We start from the raw sequence: 24,119 nt of genomic DNA, 5'->3' as shown, positions 1-24,119 counted from the left end.
ATGAAAGAGCTTTTGTATATAGGAGTAGGTGGATTTCTCGGTACAATGACCCGATATGCCATACAGTTAGGGATACCAGCTGCTCATGTGGGCTTTCCTTGGGCGGTGCTGCTAATCAATGCGATTGGCAGCCTTTTTTTAGGTTGGTTCTTTACCATAGCTGTTCCAGGCAAAATAACACCACAACTTCGACTGGCGATTGGTACAGGTTTTACTGGCGCATTTACGACATTCTCCACGTTTACACTGGATATTGTTCGTTTATCCGAGGGTGGAGAATGGGTCAAAGCTGCAATTTATATGATCGTAAGTCTATTGGCAGGGTTGTTGCTCTGTGCGCTGGGAATGAGCCTTGGACAGCGTATGTTGGGAGCACGAAGACAAGAGGGTGATGCCTCATGATCCTATGGATTGGGTTTGCAGGTATGCTGGGTGCTGTACTGCGTTTCAGTCTGGGGAAATGGGCCTCTGGCTTGCTGGGAACGGCTTTTCCGTGGGGAACATGGATCATCAATATCAGTGGTTCACTGCTGCTTGGGTTGTTATATGGGTGGCACCAATCTGAGATGATCTCAGATGGAACCTGGGTGATGTGGGGAACCGGATTCTGCGGTGCGTACACCACATTTTCCACCTTTGGCTATGAAACGTTAGGACTTATGGGTCGACAACGATACGCCAAAGCGGCGCTCTACGTCGTTAGTTCGGTTGTAATTGGGTTGTTGGCCGCCTGGGCAGGAGTCTGGTTGACTGCATAACGAACTATTTTTAATTTTTTTGCAAAGAAAAGCAGGAAAAAAGCCATCCTTCATGGTATACATGAAAGACGGCTTTTTTAATAGGGATACACGGTATTGTGTATAATCCGCATTTTAATGGACAAGCTCTATTATTGCATCGCGGGTACAGGTACTTTTTGCACCTGATCGATCGTACCCCCACCCAGGCAGACCTCTCCGTCGTAGAAAACAACGGCTTGTCCTGGCGTAATGGCTTTTTGCTGCTGGTCAAATTGTACATCCACACTTCCATCTTCCTGCCAGGTCAGTGTAACACCTTGATCCGGCTGACGATAGCGGAACTTGGCAGTACAACGGTATGGCACATTAGGCATGTGCTCAGCACCAGCAATCCAGTTCACACCTGTTGCGATAAGACCAGTGGAGTACAAGCTTGCATGGGCATCGCCCTGAACAACAAGCAGTTGATTCTTCTCCAGATTTTTGTCTGCAACAAACCAGGGTTCACCATTGCCGGAACCGCCAATGCCAAGACCTTGGCGTTGGCCAAGTGTGTAGTACATCAGACCATCATGACGGCCTTTAACTTCACCAGTCGCGATATCAACCATGTCTCCACCTTTGGCAGGCAGATAGTTACTCAAGAACTCTTTGAAATTACGCTCACCGATGAAGCAGACACCTGTGCTGTCTTTTTTCTTGGCAGTATACAGACCAGCCGCTTCTGCGATTTTGCGTACTTCCGGTTTGGGCAGATGACCAATCGGGAACATGGCTTTGGACAGCTGGTTCTGATTGAGTGCGTTAAGGAAATACGTTTGATCCTTATTGTTGTCCACACCACGAAGCAACTTGAGTGTGCCATCTTCTTCAATCAAGCGAGCATAGTGTCCTGTAGCTACATAATCTGCGCCGAGATCCAGAGCTTTGTTCAGAAATTCACCAAATTTGATCTCACGATTACACATGACATCCGGATTTGGCGTGCGACCCGACTTATATTCATCAAGGAAATAGGTAAATACTTTATCAAAATATTCTTTCTCGAAGTTGACAGTGTAGTACGGAATGCCGATCTGTTCACATACGCGGCGTACGTCCTCTGAATCTTCTTCAGCGGTACAGTGGCCGAACTCGTCGGTGTCATCCCAGTTTTTCATGAAAATGCCGATGACATCGTAACCCTGCTCTTTCAGCAGCAGTGCGGTAACGGAAGAATCGACACCTCCGGACATGCCAACGACGACCCGTGTATTTTCAATTGTTTTGGACATCGTTATCACCATTTCTATATATAAATGTGTTTCGTTTCTTATTCTATCATAACCGTACTCAAGATACGATACACCCGGCCAATTTTGGATAGTGTCCACCACAGACGCACATTTTGGAATATCGTCAATCTTTCTTTTCCATAAAGCATGCAGATATGTTAACATTAGCTGAGGGTTATGATCGGAATACGGAGGATTAGAAGGTTTATGCTAATCTCAATGCATCTCCGCTGTGGACAGATCGTGAAACAGACGGTCATGGACCACAGGATATATTATAAAGTTTCCAAGCGTTTCTGAAAATTGAAAGAGGTGACTCCTTTGAAAATATCGACAAAAGGCCGTTACGGCCTCACAATCATGATGGAGCTGGCTGCTAGAACAGGCGAAGGCCCTACATCACTTAAAAGCATTGCCGAGCGCAACCAGCTCTCGGAACATTACCTGGAGCAATTGATCGCTCCATTGCGCAATGCAGGACTGGTGAAGAGCATTAGAGGTGCTTACGGCGGTTATATCCTTGCGGGTGATCCCGCAACCGTGACTGCAGGCGACGTGATCCGTGTACTGGAAGGGCCAATCTCCCCAGTAGACTTCACGGAAGAAGATGATCCGGCGAAGCGTGATCTATGGTTGCGTATTCGTGACGGCATTGCGGAAGTGTTGGATTCCACAACACTGAAAGACCTGATTACATTCCAGGATCAAGAGAAAAAAGATAGTTACATGTTTTACATTTAAAAAAGACTTCTATGAACTTGACATGGTAACATACTTGAGCCCCCATTTGGGGGCTTTATCCATGCCTTAACAGAAAAACAAGATATTTTAACATATAACGGGGTGAAGATAAATGAAACGAATTTATTTGGATCACGCCGCATCGACACCTATGCATCCACGAGTCGCAGAAGCGATGATGAACGTCATGACAGGGCAATATGGCAACGCATCAAGTATCCATGCCTTTGGGCGTGAAGCCAAACGGACCGTCAGCGGAGCAAGGGATGTCATTGCGGCGTCTTTGGGCTGTTTCCCGGACGAATTGGTATTTACCGGAGGTGGCACGGAGAGCGACAATCTGGCCATTTTTGGAGCAGTCTCATCAAGACAGGACAAAGGGAAACACGTCATTACGACGGTCATTGAGCACCATGCTGTTTTGCATACGTGTCAGGAACTGGAGCGTCAAGGCTACGAAGTAACTTATCTGTCTGTTGATCGTTATGGACGAATAAGTCTGGATGAGCTGCAAGAGTCCATTCGACCGGATACGGTGCTGATTACCATGATGTATGCCAACAACGAAGTAGGCACGATTCAGCCGATCCGCGAGGTGGGTGAGCTTGCCCGCCAGCATGATATTCTGTTCCATACCGATGCGGTTCAGGCTCTAGGCAGCCAGAATATTTCCTGCAAGGAACTGCCTGTGGATCTGATCAGCTTCTCTGCCCATAAAATCAATGGACCTCAGGGCGTGGGTGCACTCTACGTACGGCGAGGAATTGTGCTGGAAGCAAGAGCACACGGTGGGCTGCAAGAGCGTCAACGACGCGCAGGAACGGAAAATATTGCGGGTATTGCCGGATTTGCAGAGGCCCTCAAGATTGCATCAGAGCATGCGGAGGCGCATCGTCAGCATGATTTGGAATTGCGGAAGCTTTTGTTGGAACAGCTCGAGAGTCATGTGGGGACGGAGCACTTTCATGTGAATGGGCACCCCGAGCATACGTTGCCAAACATCCTGAATATCAGCTTTCCGGAAGTGTCCACTGAGACGATGTTAATGAATCTGGATATGGAAGGAATCGCTGTGGCAAGCGGTTCTGCCTGCACTTCCGGTTCGCTTGAAGTATCTCACGTGCTCAAAGCGATGGATCTGCCAGAGACTTTTTTACACTCTGCGATTCGATTTAGCTGGGGATTGGGTAATACTACGGAAGAAATCATGATAACCGCCGAAAAAATTGGAACCATTCTTGGGCGACTGCGTAATAGACCCTAAGGGGAACTTTACACATGGAACAGAAGGAGGGAAGAAGTTCCATTTCATCGGTTGGATAGAAGCGGTTTTGATGATCGGCGTCTGATTGCCACTCATCAACTTTGGGCATACCTAGCAATAGCGCCGCGCCTATTTAATGATAAGAAGATGAGGGGGACCCAGCGATGAAGCTTCAGGAAATGATCGGACTTGCCGTTTTTGATGTTGAGGACGGGAAGCAGGTCGGTAAAATCCAGGATTTCATTGTGAATGATGATTGGGAGATCGAAGGCATTGAACTTGAGAACAAAGGCCTGTTTACCAATCATGTCAAAATCGTACAGTGGCAAGATATCGTTGCCTATGGCGAGGATGCCGTCATGATCCGTAATCAACAGGCTGTCCGCAAGACGGGAGCCGACGACATAAAATACACGTACCTCCTCGGTCGGTCTAAATTGAAGGAGATGTCCGTGCTCACCGAAGAAGGTTTGCTGCTTGGACGTGTCTCTGATGTTTATTTTGACCAGGAGTTGGGAAATACAATAGTAGGGATTGAAATTACGGACGGTTTTGTGTCCGATCTGATCGAGGGCCGCAAATGGCTGCCATGTACAAGCGATATGTCCATCGGGGAAAGTGCCATTATGGTGCCGCCGCTGAGTGAACAACGCTTGGAAAATGCCATTCATTCTGTTAATGGATAGGTGAATGAATATGAAATGTCCAAACTGTAGTTCCAAAGATATTGGGAAAATTGGTTCCCACCAGTTTTATTGCTGGGGATGCTTTATCGAATTAACGGTGAACGGTGAGAAAATGTCTGTATATCAGGTGGAAGAAGACGGTACGCTGAGTTCCCTGGATGATCTCTTTTTCGGGGACGAGCTGCCGCAAGACTTCCCTCATCTTCACGCTTCTTCTTAAAAAGCAGGATAACTTCCTCTATATGCGGTTTCATGACAATGTATGTCATGGGATGCTGTCGTTACTTGTTGGCAGGTGTATATAGATGCGGTTACATAATGGTTCGGGTGGGACATGGTTGATTATATGTTACCCCGGACCGCAAGATGCGCTTCCTTCTCTGATGAAGGAGGCGTTTTTTTGGTTCAGGAAAAAAATGTGATGATTGCTGCTTTCCACTTCTGCGCTGTGTTAATAAATATTACCTTTCCTACATATACTGACTCTCAGAGCCAGTCCAAAAGGAGAGATACAAGTGGAGCAATTAACCAAAAACAAGTTTTTCCGTTACGCGATCTGGCTGCTGCTCGGATTGATCATTCTGTATTTTATATGGCTGCTGCGGCCTTTACTGCTTCATATATATGCTTTCCTGAAAACAGTGCTGGCACCTTTTATCGTAGCTCTTATCATATCCTATGTACTCAATCCGATTGTGAGCATGCTGGGAGGACGCAAGGTGCCGCGTACGATTGCAGTACTGCTCATATATGCCTTTTTCCTGACCTGTATCGGTGTCATTCTGATGAATGTCATTCCAGTATTGATTGAACAGCTGGAGGAACTTAACGAGCATATGCCAGAGCTGTCCATGCGCGCCCAGAGCTTGATGAACAATATGGATCACAAATTAATGCCACCAAGTGTGCGAACAGGCATGAACAGCTGGTTCTTTCAGATGGAGGATCGACTAACTCAAGGGATTACTGTGCTAATGGACAATATCGGGGCGACCATCAATGTGTTGTTCAATGTGTTTATCGTGCCTTTCTTGATCTTCTACATGTTAAAAGACTTTGAGGTGTTCGAACGCACCATTGTGGCGTATCTTCCTCGTTCACGTCGCAAAGCGATTGTCTCGGTGATGAAAGAGATCGATACTGCGCTGGGAAACTACATACGAGGACAGTTTATTGTCTGTGTCATTGTTGGTATCTTTGCCTACATAGGTTATATCGTCATTGATATGCCGTATGCGCTGCTGCTTGCGAGCATTGTGGCGGTGTTTAACATTGTACCCTACTTGGGGCCGTTCCTTGGTGCTGCCCCTGCTGTGGTCATGGCATCGACGGTATCGTTTAAAATGGTGCTGCTTGTTGTCATTGTGAACACACTGTGCCAGGTGCTGGAAAGCAACGTTATCTCTCCTCAAGTGGTGGGGCGAACGCTTCATCTGCATCCACTGTCGATTATATTTGCACTGCTCGTCGGAGGTGAACTGGCAGGCATTGTAGGTCTTATTCTGGCGGTGCCCGTTTTTGCTGTCCTGAAGGTGATCGTGCAGCACTTTTTCGCCTATTACATCAAACGAAGGACTGACTAAATAGTAGGCTTAGACCTTCAAAGAAGCCGCGTTGACACCCGCTTATGCTACCGATATAATGAGTGTGTATGTTTAGAACATGAAATCGATGATGAAATAAAGTACGCCGAGGGTTCCTTTCCTCAGAGAATAGACTTCTTCAGATCAGGGTGAGCCTGAACTGATGGCTGGAAGAGTCTTGAAAGATGAAGCGGCGGAAAGCTAATTTCGGAGTGCAGGACAACCCTGCCGGGTGCGACCGTTATTTCGCATGAACGAGGAGATTGTTTGTTTGTCCGGGCAGCAAGGGATGAACAGCAATAACCAGGGTGGTACCGCGATAACATCGTCCCTGATTATTCAGGGGCGTTTTTTGTGTTTATTTTTAGAAAAACAATGTTGACCAACCGGAGCGAATACGCAACGGACTATTATAATTTAATGGGGGCATCCAGTATGAAAGCCAGTGAAATCCGGTCCAAATGGATAGAGTTTTTTGCAAGTAAAGGTCACAAAATCGAGCCGAGCGCATCGCTCGTACCTCACAACGATCCTTCTCTTTTGTGGATTAATGCGGGTATGGCACCGCTCAAACCTTATTTTGACGGACGTGAGAAGCCGGAGAACCCGCGCCTTGCGAATTCCCAAAAGTGTATCCGCACCAATGATATTGAAAATGTCGGCAAAACGCGCCGTCACCATACGTTCTTCGAAATGCTCGGCAACTTTTCCATTGGAGATTACTTCAAGGAAGAGACGGTTACTTGGGCATGGGAGTTCCTGACCAGCAAAGAGTGGATCGGTTTCGATCCAGAGCGTCTGTCCGTTACGGTATATCCGGAAGATGAAGAAGCTTTCAAACTGTGGAACGAAAAAGTGGGACTGCCTGCGGAGCGTATCATCAAATTGGATGAGAACTTCTGGGATATCGGCGAAGGCCCATGCGGACCTTGTACCGAGATCTTCTATGACCGCGGCGAAGCTTACGGAAACGACATGAGTGATCCTGAGATGTATCCAGGTGGAGAAAACGAACGTTATCTGGAAGTGTGGAACCTGGTATTCTCGCAGTTCAACCATAACAAAGATGGCAGCTACACACCGCTTCCTAACAAAAATATTGATACAGGTGCTGGTTTGGAGCGTTTTGCTTCCATTCTGCAAAATGTGGATTCCAACTTCGACACAGACCTGTTCCAACCGATGATTCAGAGAACAGCCGCTCTTGCGGGTGTGAAATATAACGACAGTGTCGAGATCGATGTTGCACTGAAAGTCATTGCCGATCATATTCGTACCGTTGCCTTTGCAGTAGGTGATGGCGTTCTGCCAAGTAATGAAGGACGTGGATATGTCATTCGTCGTTTACTTCGCCGTGCAGTTCGTTATGGTAAAGTTCTTGGACTCGACCGTCCATTCCTGTATGAACTGACCTCAACCGTTGGTGAAGTGATGGGAATGTACTACCCTGAGGTAGTGGACAAACAAGAGTTCATCGCCAAAGTGATCAAAACCGAGGAAGAGCGTTTCCACGAAACACTCACGGATGGTCTGGCTATTCTGGCTGATATGAGTCGCACTGCCAAATCCGAAGGCCGCACCGTAATTAGCGGACCTGAAGCTTTCAAACTGTATGATACGTACGGTTTCCCGTTTGACCTGACAGAAGATTATGCTGCAGAGCATGGTCTGACTGTGGATCGTGAAGGTTTTGATGCTTCCATGCAGAAACAACGTGAGCTTGGACGTGCTGGGCGTCAAGAAAACGAGAGCATGAAAGTCCAAGGTGGGCCGCTTGCTGATCTGGAGGTTAAAAGCGAGTTTGTTGGTTATACTGACCTGTTGACGGAAGCAAAAGTGGTAGCCATCGTTGCCGGTGACGCCCTTGTTGACACTGTAGGCGAAGGACAGACGTGCCAGGTTGTTCTGGACAAGACTCCTTTCTACGCAGAAAGTGGCGGTCAAGTGAGTGATCAGGGCTTGCTGCGCGGTGCTAGTGTAACAGCGAAAGTACAAGGCTTGTTCAAAGCTCCACTCGGACAACATGTACATCTGGTTACTGTGGAGTCCGGTGAACTGCGTGTAGGCGATCTGATCAATGCTCAAGTAGACGCTGCGAAACGCGGCGACATTATCAAAAACCATACGGCAACTCACTTGCTGCACAAAGCACTCAAAGATGTGCTCGGCACACACGTAAACCAGGCAGGATCGCTCGTAGAGCCACAGCGTCTGCGGTTCGACTTCTCTCACTTCGGCAGCATCACCCCGGAAGAGTTGACAGAGATTGAGCGTCAGGTAAACGAACAGATCTGGAATCGTCTGAACGTGAACATCGAGCTGAAAGCTATTGATGAAGCCAAAGAAATGGGTGCGATGGCCCTGTTTGGCGAAAAATATGGAGATATTGTACGAGTCGTTCAAGTTGGAGACTACAGTTTGGAACTTTGTGGCGGCTGTCACGTAAATAATACCTCAGAGATCGGAATCTTCAAACTGGTGAGCGAGAGCGGGATCGGCTCCGGCGTTCGTCGGATCGAAGCTGTAACTGGCCGTGGCGCATATCTGTATGTGGAAAGCCAGTTGGAATTGCTCAAGCAATCAGCAGCGTTGCTCAAAGCAAATGTGGCTGATGTGCCTAAAAGGATTGAAGGTCTGAACCTGCAACTGAAAGAAGCAGCTAGAGAGACTGAATCCCTGCAAAGCAAGCTGAGTGCCATGGAAGCAGGTCAACTGACCGATCAAGTGGTACAAGCAGGAAATACACAATTGCTCGCAGCACGTGTAGATGCTCCGAACATGGATGCACTTCGCACAGTGGCCGATGAGTTGAAAATCAAATTGCCTAACGCCGTACTCGTATTGGGTGCCGCAGCCGATGGCAAAGTGAATTTTGTAGTCGCTGTACCTGCTGAACAAGTAAAACAAGGATTACATGCAGGCAAAATCGTCAAAGAAGTCGCAGCAGTATGCGGCGGTGGCGGTGGTGGACGTCCAGATATGGCGCAAGCCGGAGGTAAGGATGCAACCAAGCTGGATGAAGCGCTGAAACTGGCGGTTTCGTTAGTTAGCCAGTAAAGGACAAGCAAAAAACACAATTGCCTTATCCTTTGTTTACTTGTGGCAGTCAGAATATGTTATTATATAAACAGAAATCAATTCGGCAGGACATGGTCCCCATGTTCATGCAGGAGCGAGGTGTCATCAATGGACTCCATGGATAAGACGGTTAAATTTAATGTGAAAGGTGACGAGCAGGAAGCATCATCCAAAGAGATTCTTCTCACGGTATATGATGCATTGGTCGATAAGGAGTATAATCCGATCAACCAGATTGTTGGGTATCTGATTTCCGGAGACCCGGCATACATTCCTCGTCACAACAACGCACGTAGTCTGGTCCGTAAAAAGGAGCGCGATGAGCTGATTGAAGAGCTTGTACGTTCCTATCTGGCCAATCACCGGTAATGTACGCCGCTTCCGCTGTGTTGCAGCCATGCAGGCAGCGGGAAACGAACCGACAGAAGACAGCCTGAAGCTTGAGAAGGTGATTATTAGTAATCGACCTGAGCCGGCTTGAGGATGGGAGAGCATGGATGAAAATATTAGGTTTGGACTATGGGGACCGAAGAATCGGAGTTGCCGCGAGTGACGCCTTCGGTTGGACTGCCCAGGGATTGGAAGTGCTAGAACGCCGTCGTGATGAAGGCGAGTTCGCTCGGATTGCCGAGCTTGTGCGTGAGCATGAGATTAGTGAGATCGTAGTTGGACTTCCCAAAAACATGAACGGCACCGTAGGACCGCGCGGTGAGATATGTATTGCTTTTGCCGAACGCCTGCGGGATGAACTGAATTTACCTGTTCACCTTTGGGATGAACGGCTGACAACCATGGCAGCAGAACGAACGCTGATTGAAGCGGATGTCAGTCGGAAAAAACGCAAGCAGGTTGTGGACAAAATGGCCGCAAGCTTGATTTTGCAAAATTATTTGGATGCCAATAGTAGAAGGTGAGGGGGATCAACAATGGCTGAAGATCAACTGGGTATGGAAGAAGAAGCGGAAATTATTTACATTGCGGATGACGAGGGTAATGAAGAGGAATTCGAAGTCATCATGAAGTTTGAAGTAGATGGTTCGGAGGCCAAGTACATGATGGTTGCTCCGGTTGAACCTGAAGATGGCGAAACGGATGTATATGCATTCCGTTATGAAGAAGAGGGCGACGATATTAAACTTTTCGTCATCCAAGATGATGCCGAGTGGGATATCGTCGAGGAGACGTTTAATACATTTCTTGCTGAAGATGAAGAGGAAGCGAACTAAATGACGGAATATAGCCGCAAAGACCTGAAATGGACAGATTCACTGCGTCTGGCATTCGGTGCTCATGTTGAGCTCGAAGAAGAGAACGGTAAATCACAACCGTATGACTTGTTGGCTGAGTTCGAAGTCGGCGGTCAGCAATACGCGGTGCTCCGCAGTTCGTTGCGACCTTATGACGAGGTTGAACTTCTGCGGGTATCGCCTGGAAGTGAAGACCAGATCATGCCGGAGTTAGTTACGATTGACGATGATGATGAGTGGGAGAACATCTCGGAACTGTATGATGAATGTACACTCCCCATTGACGAAGATTAATCAGCTTCAAATTGAAGAAACCGGGAGGGCGGAGAAGTCCGCTCTTTTTGGTTGTGTAAAGGAGTTGTTTCTTTTTTGAAAGGGAAAGCAATAGTAGTCATACTGCTTATCATTGTAGTTCTTGCCGGAGGCGCAGGTGGATACGTATGGAGTATGATGCGTCCTGTGGAAGCTTCTACAGAACCGGTCGTATTTGAGATTAAGAGCGGATCGGGAACTTCGAAAATTGCGGATCAGCTTCAAGAAGAAGGGCTCATTCGAAGCGGGTTAGCCTTTAAAGGGTATTTAAAGTGGAAAAAACTAGGTTCTAATTTCATGGCGGGTACATATTCTATGAATCCTGGCGTGACATATGATGAGATTGTTAACAAGCTGAGTAGTGGTGAAGTTGTACCAGAAGAAATGGTGAAGTTTACAATTCCGGAGGGGTATAACGTTCTGCAAATGGCGGGTAAGCTTTCTTATGAGCATGTTGTTGATCGGGATGAATTCATCAAACTGGCCAATGATCCTTCAGCCTTCGATGTGGATATCGTCAAAGATATTCCAGTGGATGAAGAACTTCGGTATGTACTGGAAGGATATCTGTTCCCGGAGACATATGAGCTGAAAAAGGGAAGTTCCACGCATGATGTGATGCAACGGATGCTGGAAGAATTCCAGACCAAGATCAATTCCATTCCTGGTCTGGAAGCCAAGCTCCAGGAAAAGAACCTTTCTCTTCATGAGCTGCTGACGATTGCGTCACTGGTGGAGAAAGAAGTTGTGGTGGATGAGGAGCGTGCTCTGGTAGCAGGTGTAATCTACAATCGGATCAATCAGGATATGAAGCTGGAGATTGATGCTACTGTGCAATATCTGCTGGACAGGCCGAAGGAGCGATTGTTTTTCAAGGATCTGAAGGTGCAAAGTCCCTACAATACGTATCTGAACAAAGGCTTACCACCAGGTCCAATTGCCAGTCCAAGTCTTCCGTCCATTGAGGCAGCGCTAAATCCGGAAGCATCGGAGTATCTGTTCTATGTGACGAAAAAGGATGGTTCGTCCGGACATTTGTTTGCCAAAACGTATAAGGAACATCAGCAAAATATAGCCAAAAGTAAGGCTGCGCAATAAGCGGAGGGGATTATATGAGTAAGAAACATGAACTGCTCGTTACAGCAGCGAATGTGAAAGAGGCAGAAGTGTTGCTTCAGGCTGGAGCAGATGCTTTGGTCATTGGAGATGATCGATTCGGCATGCGTCTTCCAGGCAGCTTCAGTGTGGAAGAGACAGCAGAGGTGGTTGCCATTGCAGCCAAACATCAGGCGCGTGTGTATGTATCCATGACTAATCTAATGTCCAACGATCTGCTGAAAGAATTGCCTGAATATGTTCAGGCTTTGGGTAGAATCGGTGTGGATGGTGTGGAGTTTAATGATCCATCTGTGCTGGCTACCATGAAGGAATACGCGCCACATGTTAAGCTGCACTGGAACGCAGAGATGACTTCAACGAACTATGCGACGGCCAACTATTGGGGAACCAAGGGAGCGAGTCGTGTTGTGCTTGCCCGTGAGTTGAATATGGACGAGCTGACGGAAATGGTTCCTTTTTTGAAGGTAGAAGCTCAGGTTCAGGTGCATGGTATGACGAATATTTATCATTCGAAGCGCAGTCTGGTGCAAAGTTACATGGCTCATCAAGGACGGCCGGTTGAAGGACATCTGGGTAAAGAACGGGGATTGTTCCTGATCGAGGCTGAGCGCCGGGATGAGAAATTCCCGATCTATGAGGATATTAACGGTACGCACATTATGAGCTCTGAGGATATATGTATCCTCGAAGATCTTCATCTGTTGATGGAGGCGGGTGTGCACAGTTTCAAAGTTGAAGGCATGTTAAAATCGCTTGCTTACAATGAAGCTGTTGTACGTGCGTATCGGGCAGCGATAGACAGTTATGTAGCCGATGCCGATGCATATGCGTTCTCTGAAGATTGGCTCGCTGAGGTGCGGCAATTACAAGACCCTGAACGTGAATTGTCGTTTGGATTTTTCTATAAAGAACAAGTGTATTAATAGACGAGGTGAACAGAATGGAAACAGTGGCGGTACAGCGGAAGTTCTCGGGTAAACGTAACCGTCTGGACAAACCGGAGCTGCTAGCTCCGGCGGGTAATCTGGAAAAACTGAAATTTGCGATCCATTACGGTGCAGATGCCGTATATATCGGTGGACAGGCCTATGGACTGCGCTCCAACGCGGATAACTTTAGCTTTGAAGAGATGCGTGAAGGTGTAGAGTTTGCCAAAAAGTATGGAGCTAAAGTGTTCGTAGCGACGAACATCTATGCACATAATGAGGATGTTGAAGGTATCGAAACGTACCTGCAGAACCTCTATAATGCGGGAATCTCCGCGATCATCGTAGCCGATCCGGCTATCATTGAAGTAGCCCTTCGTGCTGTGCCGGGCCTTGAGGTACATCTGAGTACTCAACAATCCACACTTAACTGGCAAGCCGTGAAGTTCTGGAAAGATGAAGGACTCCCGCGTGTTGTTCTCGGACGTGAGACCAGCTTTGAAGAGATTGAAGAAATCAAGGCGAATGTGGATATTGAAATCGAAGCCTTTATTCACGGGGCGATGTGTTCATCGTATTCTGGCCGTTGTGTGCTCTCCAATCACTTTACGGATCGGGACTCCAACCGGGGCGGCTGTTGCCAGTCTTGCCGCTGGAAGTATGATCTGTTCGAGGATGCGAGAGAAGATACGGTGTGGGTCAGCGAAGAGGACATGCAGATGCAGGCACCTGCGCCATTCAAACTGGGTGAGAACCAACTTCCCCTCTTCCAGGAACAGGACAATTCATTCTCCATGGGATCGAAAGATCTATGTATGATTGGTCATATCCCCGAGTTGATTGATGTGGGTGTGGACAGTTTCAAGATCGAAGGACGTATGAAATCAATTCACTATGTGGCTACCGTGGTTAACGTATACCGTCAAGCGATTGATGCCTATATGGCTGACCCGGAAAATTATGTTCTGAAGCCTGAGTGGGTTGAAGAAATGAACAAAGCGGCAAATCGTCCGCTGAATACCGGGTTTTTCTATGATACACCAGACCATGAAGATCATATCTATGAACCGGAAGAAAAGGCCGTACCTTTTGACTTCGCTGGATTGGTCATGGGATATGATGCTGAAACAGGAATGGCAACCATTCAACAGCGCAATCACTTCAAACCGGGACAGGAAATCGAATTTTTTAGTCCGGGAGGTCACTTTTTCAAACAGGTAGTCGGTGAAATACAGGATGAAGAAGGCAATGTTCTCGATGCTGCGCGTCACCCGTTGCAACTGATTAGAATGAAGGTAGATCAGCCAGTTTCGTACTTCGATATGATGAGAAAAAAGAAATAGGCTCAAATACCTACAATGTGTCAATATTGTATTATGATTTAACAAAATAGTGTTATGAAATTCACATTTGGGACCTCCGTTTATCGGCATATGGGGGTCTTTTTTTTATAGAAAAATAGGAATAAAGTTGTAAAATATTTCTGGAATGTGAAAGGGGAACGAAGAAAGCTGTCGAATACTACATACTTATAGGGGAGAGAAAGAAAAATCCAACAAGTAAATTACTGGCAGGTGAATGGGATTGGTTCAAAAGAAGCAGAAAGACAGTGGGGAGCAAGTGACAAAAGCCGAGCAGGTTAAGCCTGAGAAGGTTCAGAAAGTAAAGAAAGAGAAGGTAGCAAAAAGCAAGACTACAGGTAGTGGCAAAAAAATGTTCAAGATTGATCGCAGCAAGCTCAAGCTAGGCTGGATCAAGACCGATTGGGTGAAGAAACAATTGAAAGACCGGGATTGGAAAAATCTTGGGGGGTCTTCTTTCAAACAGATTAGGAAGGCGAATCCGGTTAAATCCGTAGGGGTTAAACTGTTCTTGATCTTCTTTGCGGGCATTATGATTTTTGTAGTGAGTTTGGGTCTATTATCCTATGCGAAAGCGAAGAGCACGATTGAGACCAATGCGTCACGAGCAAATCAGGAGACGATTGATCAGACCAAACAAAAAATGGACATCATTTTGGAGAGATTTGTGGACACATCCACACAGATTTTCTTTGATCCGGAAATGCAGTCCTTGCTACAAAAAATGTCAGATAAGAATTTGACTGCGTATGATACATTCGTGAATTCAAGTTCAATCAACAAGCAACTGTCCAATATTGCATTTACAAATAAATCTATGGAAGCGATTTATTTGGTACCTACGGATGATACCAAGTCCATTATGGGTACGGGTAGCAACAGTTCGTCCATGGGCAGCATCCGCCAGGAAGCTTGGTATACTGAGTTAATCGAGGCAGGGGGTTATCGCTGGCTTCCAACAGAAGTTAAGGAAGATGGTTCGATCCCAACGTTCAAAATTGCACGTTCGATGAAGAACCTGCAAGGGACTACCCAGTCGTATGTTCTGGTGATTGAACTGAAGCTGGAAGTTCTGGAGGAACAATTGAAATCGCTTGATCTGGGACCAGGAGCTGTTCTGCAACTGATCGCTCCGGATAATAAAGTGGTTGCATCCTCCATCTCGGATCGTACGGGACAAGATACAGAGCTTGCATTTGTCAAAGAACTAACCGAACCAGCAGGTAGCACGAATACGGAGTATACGGTGGATGACAAACCTACTGAAATGCTGGCTGTATACAGCACGATGGAGACATCCAATTGGAAATTGGTTGGTATGATACCTACCTCTGTTTTGGTTCAGGATGCCAAAGGTATTCTGACCTTGACACTGTGGATGGCGCTGATTGATGCGGGTATTGCAGTGTTGATCGGAATCTGGATGGTTCGCATGATCGCTCGTCCACTTGGCAAATTGAAAGATCTGATGCAGGAAGGTGCGAAAGGTAATCTTAAAGTTCGTACCCCATATAGTTCCAAAGATGAAATTGGCCAGCTCTCATCCGCATTTAATCTGATGATGGAGCAGATCACGAAGCTGGTTGAACAAACCAATCGATCTGCGCAGGAAGTACTGGATACCGCATCCGAGCTGAGCAGTGCATCCAAGAAAACGGCAGTGTCTGCTTCTGAGATCGCTGTAGCTACAGAAGAAATTGCAGGTGGTGCAGGCAGTCTGGCAACCGAAGCGGAACGTGGCAATGAATTGACGGATAATATCTCTCGTCAGATGGAGAGTGTAATTGCTGCTAATGAACAGATGGGCGATTCTGCTCGTCATGTAGAGAAATCTAGTCAAACAGGATCACAACATCTGAATCAGTTGATGACCAAAACCCAGAAGACAGAAGAAATGATTGGTGCACTGGTGAATAAGGTTGATTCACTGAAAGAGAGCACGTCTTCTGTTCTGAAAGTGCTTGAAGTTCTGCAAAACATAACAAAACAGACAAATATCCTTTCCCTGAATGCAACCATTGAAGCAGCACGTGCTGGCGCGGCCGGACGCGGATTCATGGTGGTGGCTGATGAGGTTCGTCAGCTCGCGGCTCAATCCAGACAATCCATTGAGATGGTTGGAGAGATCACAGACAAAATCATGACGGAAATGAATGAGACAGTGGATGCTTTGTCTGCAGCATATCCGTTATTCAAGGAACAGATGGATGCGGTTAAAGATACCAACGTCATCTTCGCTTCCGTACAGGAACAGATGGGTGCATTTGTAGAACGTTTGGGCATGGTGACAGGTTCTATTGGAGATTTGAACAAATCTCAAAGTACGTTGTCCGAAGCGATGAGTAATGTCAGCGCCGTAGCTGAAGAATCTTCTGCAACGTCTCAAGAAGTAGCTTCCTTGAGCAGTGAACAGCAAAATATCAGTAACCAGCTGGTTAATCTGTCTGGCAAACTGGAGAACGTGTCCACTGAGCTGAAAGAAACATTGTCACGCTTTACGGTTTAACAAGCCAAGAATGAAAAGAGGAGAACCTGTCCCGCACGTGGGACAGGTTTTCTTTATGTTTACCGGATAATTCCAAGGCTTATCAGCAATAATATGTCAAAACGACAAAAGGTGAGATTGGGATGCATCTCCTTGCGAAACGGCGAATCTATATAGCTTGTATTGTTCTAAGCCTCATCTTTGGGTTACTTATATTGCGCTTGGGGTGGGTTCAGATCGTTCAGGTGAATCAGACTATGCCTGGATTTCACCGAACGGTACGTGAAATGTCTGTTTTGCAGCGTGAACGTGGTGTGATGCTTGATCCAGGGCGGGGACAATTTACGGATTACAAAGGCAATGCATTGACGGGTAAGCTGCAATGGGGCTTGGTTCTTTTTCCACAGGCGGGTGTAACAGAGAAATTACGCAAGCATGATGGGGAGTTGGAAGGCTTCGAGATGGCACAGTTGGCAGCTATATTACATACGGATCTGGATCAATTGAACAAGGAATGGAATCAGGAGGGGGCACCTCATTTTTGGACAGCAGGTGCATCTCAGCCTGCTCATTTGACCGAATCTCAGGTTGAGCGCCTACGTACTTTGCACCTGCAAGGAGCCAGCATATATCCGATGATGACAAGGTATATTCAGGGGCATACGGGAATGCAGTGGATGGGTTATCTGGCTGAACAGCCTGGATCTTTCAAAGGACAACCTGGGCATCAGGATGAAGTGAAACAGCCTTTTGCCATGAAATCAGGGGCAGCTGGACTGGAGAGAACGCTTGAACCTCTGTTAATGGGCATTGGCCCTACGCTTGTATCACGTATGGTTTCGGGTGGTGGAGAGATAATCTCAGATATTCAGCCGCGTGTCATTGCACCAGCCAATAGCCATTACCCTCTACGTGTGGAAACTACTGTGGATGCCGAGTTGCAGCGTGGGTTGGAGCAGCTGACAGAAGAGTCTGGATTAGAAGAGGGGGCCGTTGTTGTGCTTGATGTCGCTAACGCAGATGTTCGCGCCATGATATCCCACCCTTTCTATCAGCCACAACACGTGGACCCCAAACAATCGGCTTGGGGGAATCGTGCAGTACAGGGAGCCGTACCTGGTTCCATTTTCAAAATCGTCACTGCAGCGGCCGCGTTGGATTATCATGCGGTTTCTAACGGAGAAGAATTTCATTGTGGTGGTGAGTACGGAAAATATGGACTGTCCTGCTGGAAGGAGCATGGGCATGGAAATTTGAATCTGGAGCAAGGGTTTGCCGAGTCTTGCAATGTCGTATTCGCGGAAACGGCGCGCAGGCTTAGTATGGAGCAACTGGAGCAGACGGCAGATCGTCTTGGACTGGCGCGTCCTGTTGGTTGGGAGGGGAAACAGATGGCAGGCATGCCCGTGTTACGGCACTTTGATCATGAAGATCACGGCCGTGTGAGGACAAAGGCTGTTTCGTCTGCCGATGAAGGGGCGAAAATCCAGACAGCGATTGGTCAGCGGGATGTCTTGGTCACACCGCTGCAAGCTGCCAATCTGATCGTGACATTATTGCATGATGGCAAGGTTAGTGCCCCACGTCTCGTCGAGCGCATCCGGTATGCTGATGGTGGGACCATGGTAGAGATGCCCTTGCATGATTCACCTTCAGCAGCCGGACAGATTGCTCCCGCAACAGCGCATAAACTGCTATCCTGGATGAATAAGGTAGTCCGTGAGGGAACAGGAAAATCCCTGCAACGTGCACGATGGCATATTGCAGGGAAATCAGGTACAGCTCAGGTACAGAAACATGGGGAGAAGCTCAATCATCAATGGTTCATTGGTTATGGACCGATAGAGAAACCCAAGTACGCTGTAGCTGTTCTTGTCCAGAATGTCTCACCAGACAGCAATCATCAGGCGACAGCTCTCTTCAGAAAGGTCATGGATTACTTGGCTGAGTCCTCGTGATCTTCTGTAGGAACAGTACGATGTGTCGTCGACTCGGCAGAATTCGCTGAGGCCTTGTTAACGGGTGGGTCCATGACCAATGGAGAGGATTCAAATTCATCTTTTGGCAGGTGAATCCACTTTTGCAGGTACCCTTGTTGTAACAGTTCTTTCAGAAGGATCAGGAGCACTGGAGATAACACTACACCAGCCAGGCCAAAGATTGAAAGGGAGATCAGCATAAACGAAAGCATCAAGTACGCCGAAGATACACCAATCGAGTTACCCGAAATTTTCGGTTCTAGCAATTGTCGTGTCAGCATCGTTACTGCCAGAATGACAATCAGGCCAATCGCCAGGCTACTGTTGCCTATAATAAACAAGTAGACAATCCATGGAATGAATACAACAGGAACACCGAGCAAAGGTACCAGATCAAAGACCGCACAGATGGCTGCAATGGTAAAAGCGTTAGAGGTTCCCAAAATCAACAACCCTGCATAAATCAATACGAACGTAATAAGCATCATGATCATCTGTGCCTTCAAATACGAACGGATTGTCTTGAACACATGATTACGCATGAATTCAATAGCTAACTTCAATGTTTTAGGCGTTTTCGCATGGGCGAACTTGCGCCAGGATTCAATCTCGATACTAAGAAAGAAAGCCAGAATAATCGCAATTCCGAAGTTTGTAATAAACGAAGAGAATGAACTGAGGAAGCCGACGACGAACTGTGCTCCGCTAGTTACCCATTTGGACAGGAAACCGGTCAGTGTTGCGAAATATTCGTTCGCTTTTTCCATAATACCATCAGGCAGAGCATCCGACTTGTCCTGCATGAATAGAACCAGATTGGTGAATTCACGCTGTATCATTTCAATGTATACGGGGAAATTATCTTGTAGATTGGAAATTTGTGAAATGATAATCAAACCCACACCAAAAAAGGCAGCGACAATCAAAGCAAGAAACAACAAGACGGAGATGGCGGCTCCAAGCGTCTTGGGCAATCCTTTGCGATGTAAGAATTTGGCCAGCGGCTCAATCATCCAATACACGATGAATGATAAAAAGACGGGTGCAGCCACTTGGTATAATTGACTGAAACCGTACATGATCACATACACGGTTAATACGAGCAATGCGATGTCAAAGACGGTTCGCCCGTATTTTTTGTAAAGCGGTAGCATGGACATGGCTCCTTTAATGGCAATAATTAGATTGTATTTATTGTACACGATAGCTATCTTTTTGGGAAAACAGGATTCAAGAAAAGTCTGAACTATGATAAAATTAAAGGCGGTTTATTTTAGATAGTGCCATGGCGCACCGTAATTCAGCAGGAGAAGTGGGGAGCTTGCAACATGACAACGATACTTCAGAGTATTCTACTGTGGTTATTGTATCTTTCATCTTTTTACGCCTTTATTCCAAGTTTGATTAGCAGGCTTTTCGGTTTTCGTGTATTCAGACGGGGAAGAAGTGATACACAATTTGCCTTAACGTTTGACGATGGGCCAGATCCACACTATACGCCGAGACTGCTTGATCTGCTTCGTCAGCATCAAGCCAAAGCAACATTTTTTGTCGTTGGAGAACATGCTGCGAGACATCCAGAACTCATTCAGCGCATACATGAGGAAGGCCATCTTATTGGTATTCATAACTATATTCACAAAACGAACTGGCTCATGCGGCCACGTACCGTTCGTAACCAGATCCAGCGAACCGGTCAGATTATTCATGAAGTAACCGGAGAGAAGACCTGTTATTATCGTCCACCGTGGGGGATTATGAATCTGTTTGATTTTTTCAGCAAGAAAGAACGCAAGATCGTACTGTGGTCTTCCATGTTTGAAGACTGGAGAAGCCGAGTCGGTGCCCAGAGATTGACCGAACGGATGCTGAAGGAACTAAGAGGTGGAGAGGTCATGCTGCTGCATGATCGAGGAACCACTCTCGGTGCTGATGCACACGCGCCGGAGCAGATGCTTCAGGCGCTGGAAGTCGTCTTGCAGGAAGCCGAACGGCTTGGGCTGCAAAGTGTACGCGTAGATACGTTAATGGGAGGTATGACAGTGAGCGAATCTCAGAGCAGGACTCAATCACAGGCACCGTTGAAGCTGTGGAAAAGAATCGTCGTGGCCTTATGGCTGGGCTGGGAAAAGCTGTTCCACTGGGTATATCATCTGCGGACGGCTTCGCCAGAGGACCCGATGCTGCACTTCAGATCCCGTGTATATCACGGAGCGCGGGTGGAAATGAATGACGGCCATGTCATTCAAAACGGAGATCCGGTGATTGAACTGCATTTTGACAATCAGAAATTGTTCGAACTTGGGGTGACTTCACGGTCCAGTATGCATTTGGCTATTCGCATGATTCGGACCATGGAGCAGCAATTACCGGACTTGGCACGCATGGTAGCACTCGAACCTGATTTACGCTCTGCCAAGGCCATATACGGTGTGAGTATGATTAATAGAGGTCCGGAAAAGTTCGGCTTTACCATACAAGATTTGCCCCCTGGACCGTTCAGTGCTGCATCCAAAGTGTACCTGAAGCTGTTGTTAAGTGTGATCCATCCGGCAGGAACCAAACGTCTGAAACAGCGCACAGAACAATTGGTGCCCAAGATGATTGCCATGCCGCTGGATCTGCTGCTTGAACGTTATGGTCAACATACAACGCAGGTGGCAGCAACAGCAGAAGAGACTAGAGTTGGGTCGCTAGTAATCGAACAAGAGATTCTTCCAGAGCGGAACTAGGGCGTGTCTGAAAACTCCTAATAGGCAGATTTTGCCGAATTTTCGTTCCAAGCCAGGAAGTTTTCCGCAGGCGTGCCGGGGCACGTCAAGGGAAAGTGACGCAGCAGGGGGCGAAAAGGCGGTAAAAGATGCACTTCAGCGAGTTTTCAGACACGTCCTAATTAGCGTGAAAGAAAAAGGGTTGCTCTTCGCCAGATATGGCAGAAGAGCAACCCTTTATTTATTAGCTTGTTTCCATTGAGTTAGATAACGGATCTCATGAATTAGATACTCAGTACGCCGCCATTGCTTGCATTCGTAACCAGTTTGGAATAACGAGCCAGGTAACCGGTTTTTACTTTCGGTTCAAAGCCTTTCCAACCTGCGCGACGACGTTCAAACTCTTCGTCACTGATGTGCAATTCAATGATACGGTTGTTCAGATCCAGTTCGATGATGTCCCCTTCTTCAACAAAGGCGATTGGACCACCCTCAGCTGCTTCCGGAGAGATATGTCCGATACTGATTCCGCGGGATGCACCAGAGAAGCGTCCATCGGTGATCAGACCGACTTTAGCACCAAGACCCATACCTACGATCTGGGAAGTTGGAGCCAGCATCTCAGGCATACCTGGTCCGCCTTTTGGTCCTTCATAACGGATAACGACAACATGACCTTCTTTAACTTTGCCGTTAGCAATACCTTCGAGCGCTTGCTCTTGGGAGTCAAAGCAGATGGCAGGACCTTTGTGGTATCCGCCAACCGAAGCATCAACCGCACCAACTTTGATGATCGCTCCTTGTGGTGCAAGGTTACCAAACAATACAGCCAGGCCGCCTTTTTCGGAATGCGGGTTATCCAGATGGTGGATGACATTTGTATCCTGAATTTCTTGTCCTTCAACGTTCTCACGGATTGTTTTACCTGTTACCGTAATGCAGTCTCCATGAATTGCGCCTGGTTTCTTGAGCAATTCGTTCAGCACTGCGCTTACGCCGCCTGCATTGTGAACGTCTTCGATGTGAAGATCGGAAGCAGGTGCAAGTTTCGCCAGATGCGGAACGCGGTTAGCTACTTCATTAATACGTTCGATTGGATACTCGATGCCTGCTTCATGAGCCAGTGCCAGTGTGTGCAGTACTGTATTCGTAGAACCACCCATCGCCATATCCAGTGCAAACGCGTTATCGATCGCTTCTACAGTTACGATATCACGTGGTTTCAGATCCATTTTAATAAGTTCCATCAATTGTTTAGCGGATTGTTTAACAAACTCACGACGCTCAGGAGCAACGGCAAGGATGGTTCCGTTACCTGGCATAGCCAGTCCCATTGCTTCAGCCAGACAGTTCATGGAGTTTGCAGTAAACATACCGGAGCATGATCCACATGTCGGACAGCCGAACTGTTCAAGTTCGAGCAAGCTCTTATCATCGATTTTACCTGCTTGGTAAGCACCCACGCCTTCAAATACGGAAGTCAGGGAAAGAGCTTTACCATTGCTGTCACGACCGGCTTTCATCGGTCCACCGCTGACAAACACGGTAGGGATATTACAGCGGAGTGCACCCATCATCATGCCGGGTGTAATTTTATCGCAGTTCGGGATACATACCATGCCGTCGAACCAGTGTGCAGATACAACGGTTTCCACGGAATCCGCAATAATGTCACGGCTTGGCAGCGAGTAACGCATACCAATGTGTCCCATGGCAATACCATCATCTACTCCGATGGTGTTGAATTCGAATGGAACGCCACCGGCTTCACGAATAGCATCCTTTACAATTTTACCGAATTCCTGAAGGTGGACATGGCCGGGCACGATATCGATGTATGAGTTACATACGGCAATAAACGGCTTGCCGAAATCCTCTTCTTTAACGCCCGCTGCGCGGAGCAAACTCCGGTGTGGTGCGCGGTCAAAACCTTTTTTGATCATATCGGAACGCATCTTCTTGGCTGACATGGTGTATTCCCCCCAAATATATAATATTGAGCAACATGAATGGAAAAGTAAATGGCAGTGCATCTGTCGTTTAATTTCATCCGTACTCTAAAAAAAAGGACCGGCATGCCGGTGTCGAGCTCCCCGTAGTTTGTGAAATTCTTTGCTGCTTTAAACCCGTGAACACCCGGTTTTTCTATTGAGTCTATCACAACCGTCGTCATATTTCTACAATCAATAGAAAGAAGCCTCAAACCATTTTCATGGAATTAGACTTCTTGATTTGCGGGAAAGCTATGATCATGTTTCGATGTGGCGTGCGGGATTCATCAGTTGCTTCCGCCTTTGCGTCCAATCTCACGATAGAATTCCTTATTATGGGTTTCGGAAGTTGCCTCGCCGCCCTTGCGGCCAATCTGCTTGTAAAAGTCAGTGTCATGGGCATCTGAAGTCGCTTCTCCACCTTTTTTTCCAATCATCTGATAGAAGCTTCGATCATGGTTCTTGGAAGTGGCTTTGCCACCTAATCTGCCGGCTTCTTCACGGCTCATCTTGCGTTCTGACGTCGGTTGACGTGCCATTACAAATCACTCCTTACAACGATAAGTTGTTTTTTGTAGCGCGTATCCCTAATTTACCACCTTATTTCCAGCCTGAAACAACA

General features: G+C 47.1%; 21 protein-coding genes and 1 pseudogene. 18 read left to right on the top strand and 4 right to left on the bottom strand.

All coding sequences use genetic code 11. The annotated features are described in order from the left end of the window. The gene (gene crcB, locus OM416_RS09360; protein WP_264928731.1) at window positions 1–402 is read left to right on the top strand and encodes a fluoride efflux transporter CrcB; all 402 of its coding nucleotides are present in this window, start codon (window positions 1–3) and stop codon (window positions 400–402) included. After that, window positions 399–758 carry a fluoride efflux transporter CrcB gene (gene crcB / locus OM416_RS09355; RefSeq protein ID WP_264928729.1) on the top strand — a complete coding sequence of 120 codons (360 nt, stop codon included), beginning with the start codon at window positions 399–401 and terminating at the stop codon, window positions 756–758. The genes crcB (OM416_RS09360) and crcB (OM416_RS09355) overlap by 4 nt, the downstream gene beginning before the upstream one ends. Before the next feature lie 131 nt (window positions 759–889). Here the strand turns inward: crcB (OM416_RS09355) and mnmA are convergent, their stop codons facing one another. Then, window positions 890–2,014: a tRNA 2-thiouridine(34) synthase MnmA gene (gene mnmA, locus OM416_RS09350; RefSeq protein WP_264928727.1), complete on the bottom strand. Its 1,125-nt coding sequence runs from the start codon at window positions 2,012–2,014 to the stop codon at window positions 890–892. Window positions 2,015–2,335: 321 nt separating this feature from the next. Here mnmA and cymR point away from each other — a divergent pair, with 321 nt between their 5' ends. The 15 genes from cymR to OM416_RS09275 all read left to right on the top strand — a co-directional run bounded on the left by cymR (window position 2,336) and on the right by OM416_RS09275 (window position 18,774). Then, on the top strand, window positions 2,336–2,755 hold the full coding sequence (cymR, locus tag OM416_RS09345; protein WP_062835876.1) for a cysteine metabolism transcriptional regulator CymR: 420 nt from the start codon (window positions 2,336–2,338) through the stop codon (window positions 2,753–2,755). 112 nt (window positions 2,756–2,867) lie between these two features. Beyond that, window positions 2,868–4,019: a cysteine desulfurase family protein gene (locus tag OM416_RS09340; protein WP_264928725.1), complete on the top strand. Its 1,152-nt coding sequence runs from the start codon at window positions 2,868–2,870 to the stop codon at window positions 4,017–4,019. 164 nt (window positions 4,020–4,183) lie between these two features. After that, entirely contained in the window at window positions 4,184–4,705 is a 522-nt protein-coding gene (locus OM416_RS09335) for a PRC-barrel domain-containing protein (RefSeq protein ID WP_169481832.1), read from the top strand. 10 nt (window positions 4,706–4,715) lie between these two features. Beyond that, the gene (locus OM416_RS09330; protein WP_017686815.1) at window positions 4,716–4,925 is read left to right on the top strand and encodes a hypothetical protein; all 210 of its coding nucleotides are present in this window, start codon (window positions 4,716–4,718) and stop codon (window positions 4,923–4,925) included. 295 nt (window positions 4,926–5,220) lie between these two features. Further along, a complete protein-coding gene (locus OM416_RS09325; protein ID WP_062835873.1) occupies window positions 5,221–6,288 on the top strand; it encodes an AI-2E family transporter in 1,068 nt (355 codons plus the stop codon). A 435-nt stretch (window positions 6,289–6,723) separates the two neighbouring features. After that, a complete protein-coding gene (gene alaS, locus OM416_RS09320; RefSeq protein WP_264928720.1) occupies window positions 6,724–9,345 on the top strand; it encodes an alanine--tRNA ligase in 2,622 nt (873 codons plus the stop codon). A 129-nt stretch (window positions 9,346–9,474) separates the two neighbouring features. Continuing rightward, a complete protein-coding gene (locus OM416_RS09315) occupies window positions 9,475–9,735 on the top strand; it encodes an IreB family regulatory phosphoprotein (protein ID WP_036616950.1) in 261 nt (86 codons plus the stop codon). A 128-nt stretch (window positions 9,736–9,863) separates the two neighbouring features. Further along, a complete protein-coding gene (gene ruvX / locus OM416_RS09310; RefSeq protein ID WP_062835871.1) occupies window positions 9,864–10,280 on the top strand; it encodes a Holliday junction resolvase RuvX in 417 nt (138 codons plus the stop codon). Between the two features lie 12 nt (window positions 10,281–10,292). Continuing rightward, complete coding sequence (locus OM416_RS09305; RefSeq protein WP_017686820.1) at window positions 10,293–10,592, top strand: DUF1292 domain-containing protein; 300 nt, start codon at window positions 10,293–10,295, stop codon at window positions 10,590–10,592. After that, entirely contained in the window at window positions 10,593–10,907 is a 315-nt protein-coding gene (locus OM416_RS09300) for a DUF1292 domain-containing protein (RefSeq protein WP_062835870.1), read from the top strand. It abuts the gene before it with no gap. A gap of 75 nt (window positions 10,908–10,982) precedes the next feature. Beyond that, entirely contained in the window at window positions 10,983–12,023 is a 1,041-nt protein-coding gene (mltG, locus tag OM416_RS09295) for an endolytic transglycosylase MltG (RefSeq protein ID WP_264928712.1), read from the top strand. Between the two features lie 14 nt (window positions 12,024–12,037). Next, the gene (locus OM416_RS09290; protein ID WP_264928710.1) at window positions 12,038–12,967 is read left to right on the top strand and encodes a peptidase U32 family protein; all 930 of its coding nucleotides are present in this window, start codon (window positions 12,038–12,040) and stop codon (window positions 12,965–12,967) included. 17 nt (window positions 12,968–12,984) lie between these two features. After that, window positions 12,985–14,313, top strand: a complete 1,329-nt coding sequence (locus OM416_RS09285) for a peptidase U32 family protein (protein ID WP_264928708.1) — start codon at window positions 12,985–12,987, stop codon at window positions 14,311–14,313. Between the two features lie 235 nt (window positions 14,314–14,548). Then, a complete protein-coding gene (locus OM416_RS09280; protein ID WP_413775756.1) occupies window positions 14,549–16,837 on the top strand; it encodes a methyl-accepting chemotaxis protein in 2,289 nt (762 codons plus the stop codon). Between the two features lie 236 nt (window positions 16,838–17,073). Next, window positions 17,074–18,774 (top strand): peptidoglycan D,D-transpeptidase FtsI family protein, encoded by a 1,701-nt coding sequence (locus tag OM416_RS09275; protein WP_264928704.1) that lies wholly within the window; start codon window positions 17,074–17,076, stop codon window positions 18,772–18,774. Here OM416_RS09275 and OM416_RS09270 read toward each other — a convergent pair. Continuing rightward, complete coding sequence (locus OM416_RS09270; protein WP_264928702.1) at window positions 18,753–19,949, bottom strand: AI-2E family transporter; 1,197 nt, start codon at window positions 19,947–19,949, stop codon at window positions 18,753–18,755. The two genes, OM416_RS09275 and OM416_RS09270, sit on opposite strands and share 22 nt — an antisense overlap. A gap of 174 nt (window positions 19,950–20,123) precedes the next feature. Between OM416_RS09270 and OM416_RS09265 the strand changes: the two genes are divergently transcribed. Continuing rightward, the gene (locus OM416_RS09265; protein WP_264928700.1) at window positions 20,124–21,527 is read left to right on the top strand and encodes a polysaccharide deacetylase family protein; all 1,404 of its coding nucleotides are present in this window, start codon (window positions 20,124–20,126) and stop codon (window positions 21,525–21,527) included. Window positions 21,528–21,790: 263 nt separating this feature from the next. On the opposite strand, the gene ilvD is transcribed toward OM416_RS09265, so the two are convergent. Together ilvD and OM416_RS09255 are read right to left on the bottom strand one after the other, a co-directional pair. Further along, window positions 21,791–23,476 carry a dihydroxy-acid dehydratase gene (gene ilvD / locus OM416_RS09260; protein ID WP_024633084.1) on the bottom strand — a complete coding sequence of 562 codons (1,686 nt, stop codon included), beginning with the start codon at window positions 23,474–23,476 and terminating at the stop codon, window positions 21,791–21,793. A 317-nt stretch (window positions 23,477–23,793) separates the two neighbouring features. Beyond that, a pseudogene (locus tag OM416_RS09255) lies at window positions 23,794–24,036 on the bottom strand (KGG domain-containing protein); the annotation flags it as partial. Between the last annotated feature and the right edge of the window lie 83 nt (window positions 24,037–24,119).

This window comes from Paenibacillus sp. LS1, assembly GCF_026013365.1.
In the GTDB taxonomy this organism is placed as follows: domain Bacteria; phylum Bacillota; class Bacilli; order Paenibacillales; family Paenibacillaceae; genus Paenibacillus.
This window is presented reverse-complemented; position numbering and strand designations above follow the sequence as displayed.

Excerpts from the sequence above, each read along its gene's own strand:
- crcB (WP_264928731.1), top strand. The coding sequence starts at position 1 with ATGAAAGAGCTTTTGTATATAGGAGTAGGTGGATTTCTCGGTACAATG.
- crcB (WP_264928729.1), top strand. The coding sequence starts at position 399 with ATGATCCTATGGATTGGGTTTGCAGGTATGCTGGGTGCTGTACTGCGT.
- mnmA (WP_264928727.1), bottom strand. The coding sequence starts at position 2,014 with ATGTCCAAAACAATTGAAAATACACGGGTCGTCGTTGGCATGTCCGGA.
- OM416_RS09340 (WP_264928725.1), top strand. The coding sequence starts at position 2,868 with ATGAAACGAATTTATTTGGATCACGCCGCATCGACACCTATGCATCCA.
- OM416_RS09335 (WP_169481832.1), top strand. The coding sequence starts at position 4,184 with ATGAAGCTTCAGGAAATGATCGGACTTGCCGTTTTTGATGTTGAGGAC.
- OM416_RS09330 (WP_017686815.1), top strand. The coding sequence starts at position 4,716 with ATGAAATGTCCAAACTGTAGTTCCAAAGATATTGGGAAAATTGGTTCC.
- alaS (WP_264928720.1), top strand. The coding sequence starts at position 6,724 with ATGAAAGCCAGTGAAATCCGGTCCAAATGGATAGAGTTTTTTGCAAGT.
- OM416_RS09315 (WP_036616950.1), top strand. The coding sequence starts at position 9,475 with ATGGACTCCATGGATAAGACGGTTAAATTTAATGTGAAAGGTGACGAG.
- ruvX (WP_062835871.1), top strand. The coding sequence starts at position 9,864 with ATGAAAATATTAGGTTTGGACTATGGGGACCGAAGAATCGGAGTTGCC.
- OM416_RS09305 (WP_017686820.1), top strand. The coding sequence starts at position 10,293 with ATGGCTGAAGATCAACTGGGTATGGAAGAAGAAGCGGAAATTATTTAC.
- OM416_RS09300 (WP_062835870.1), top strand. The coding sequence starts at position 10,593 with ATGACGGAATATAGCCGCAAAGACCTGAAATGGACAGATTCACTGCGT.
- OM416_RS09290 (WP_264928710.1), top strand. The coding sequence starts at position 12,038 with ATGAGTAAGAAACATGAACTGCTCGTTACAGCAGCGAATGTGAAAGAG.
- OM416_RS09285 (WP_264928708.1), top strand. The coding sequence starts at position 12,985 with ATGGAAACAGTGGCGGTACAGCGGAAGTTCTCGGGTAAACGTAACCGT.
- OM416_RS09280 (WP_413775756.1), top strand. The coding sequence starts at position 14,549 with ATGGGATTGGTTCAAAAGAAGCAGAAAGACAGTGGGGAGCAAGTGACA.
- OM416_RS09275 (WP_264928704.1), top strand. The coding sequence starts at position 17,074 with ATGCCTGGATTTCACCGAACGGTACGTGAAATGTCTGTTTTGCAGCGT.
- OM416_RS09270 (WP_264928702.1), bottom strand. The coding sequence starts at position 19,949 with ATGCTACCGCTTTACAAAAAATACGGGCGAACCGTCTTTGACATCGCA.
- OM416_RS09265 (WP_264928700.1), top strand. The coding sequence starts at position 20,124 with ATGACAACGATACTTCAGAGTATTCTACTGTGGTTATTGTATCTTTCA.
- ilvD (WP_024633084.1), bottom strand. The coding sequence starts at position 23,476 with ATGTCAGCCAAGAAGATGCGTTCCGATATGATCAAAAAAGGTTTTGAC.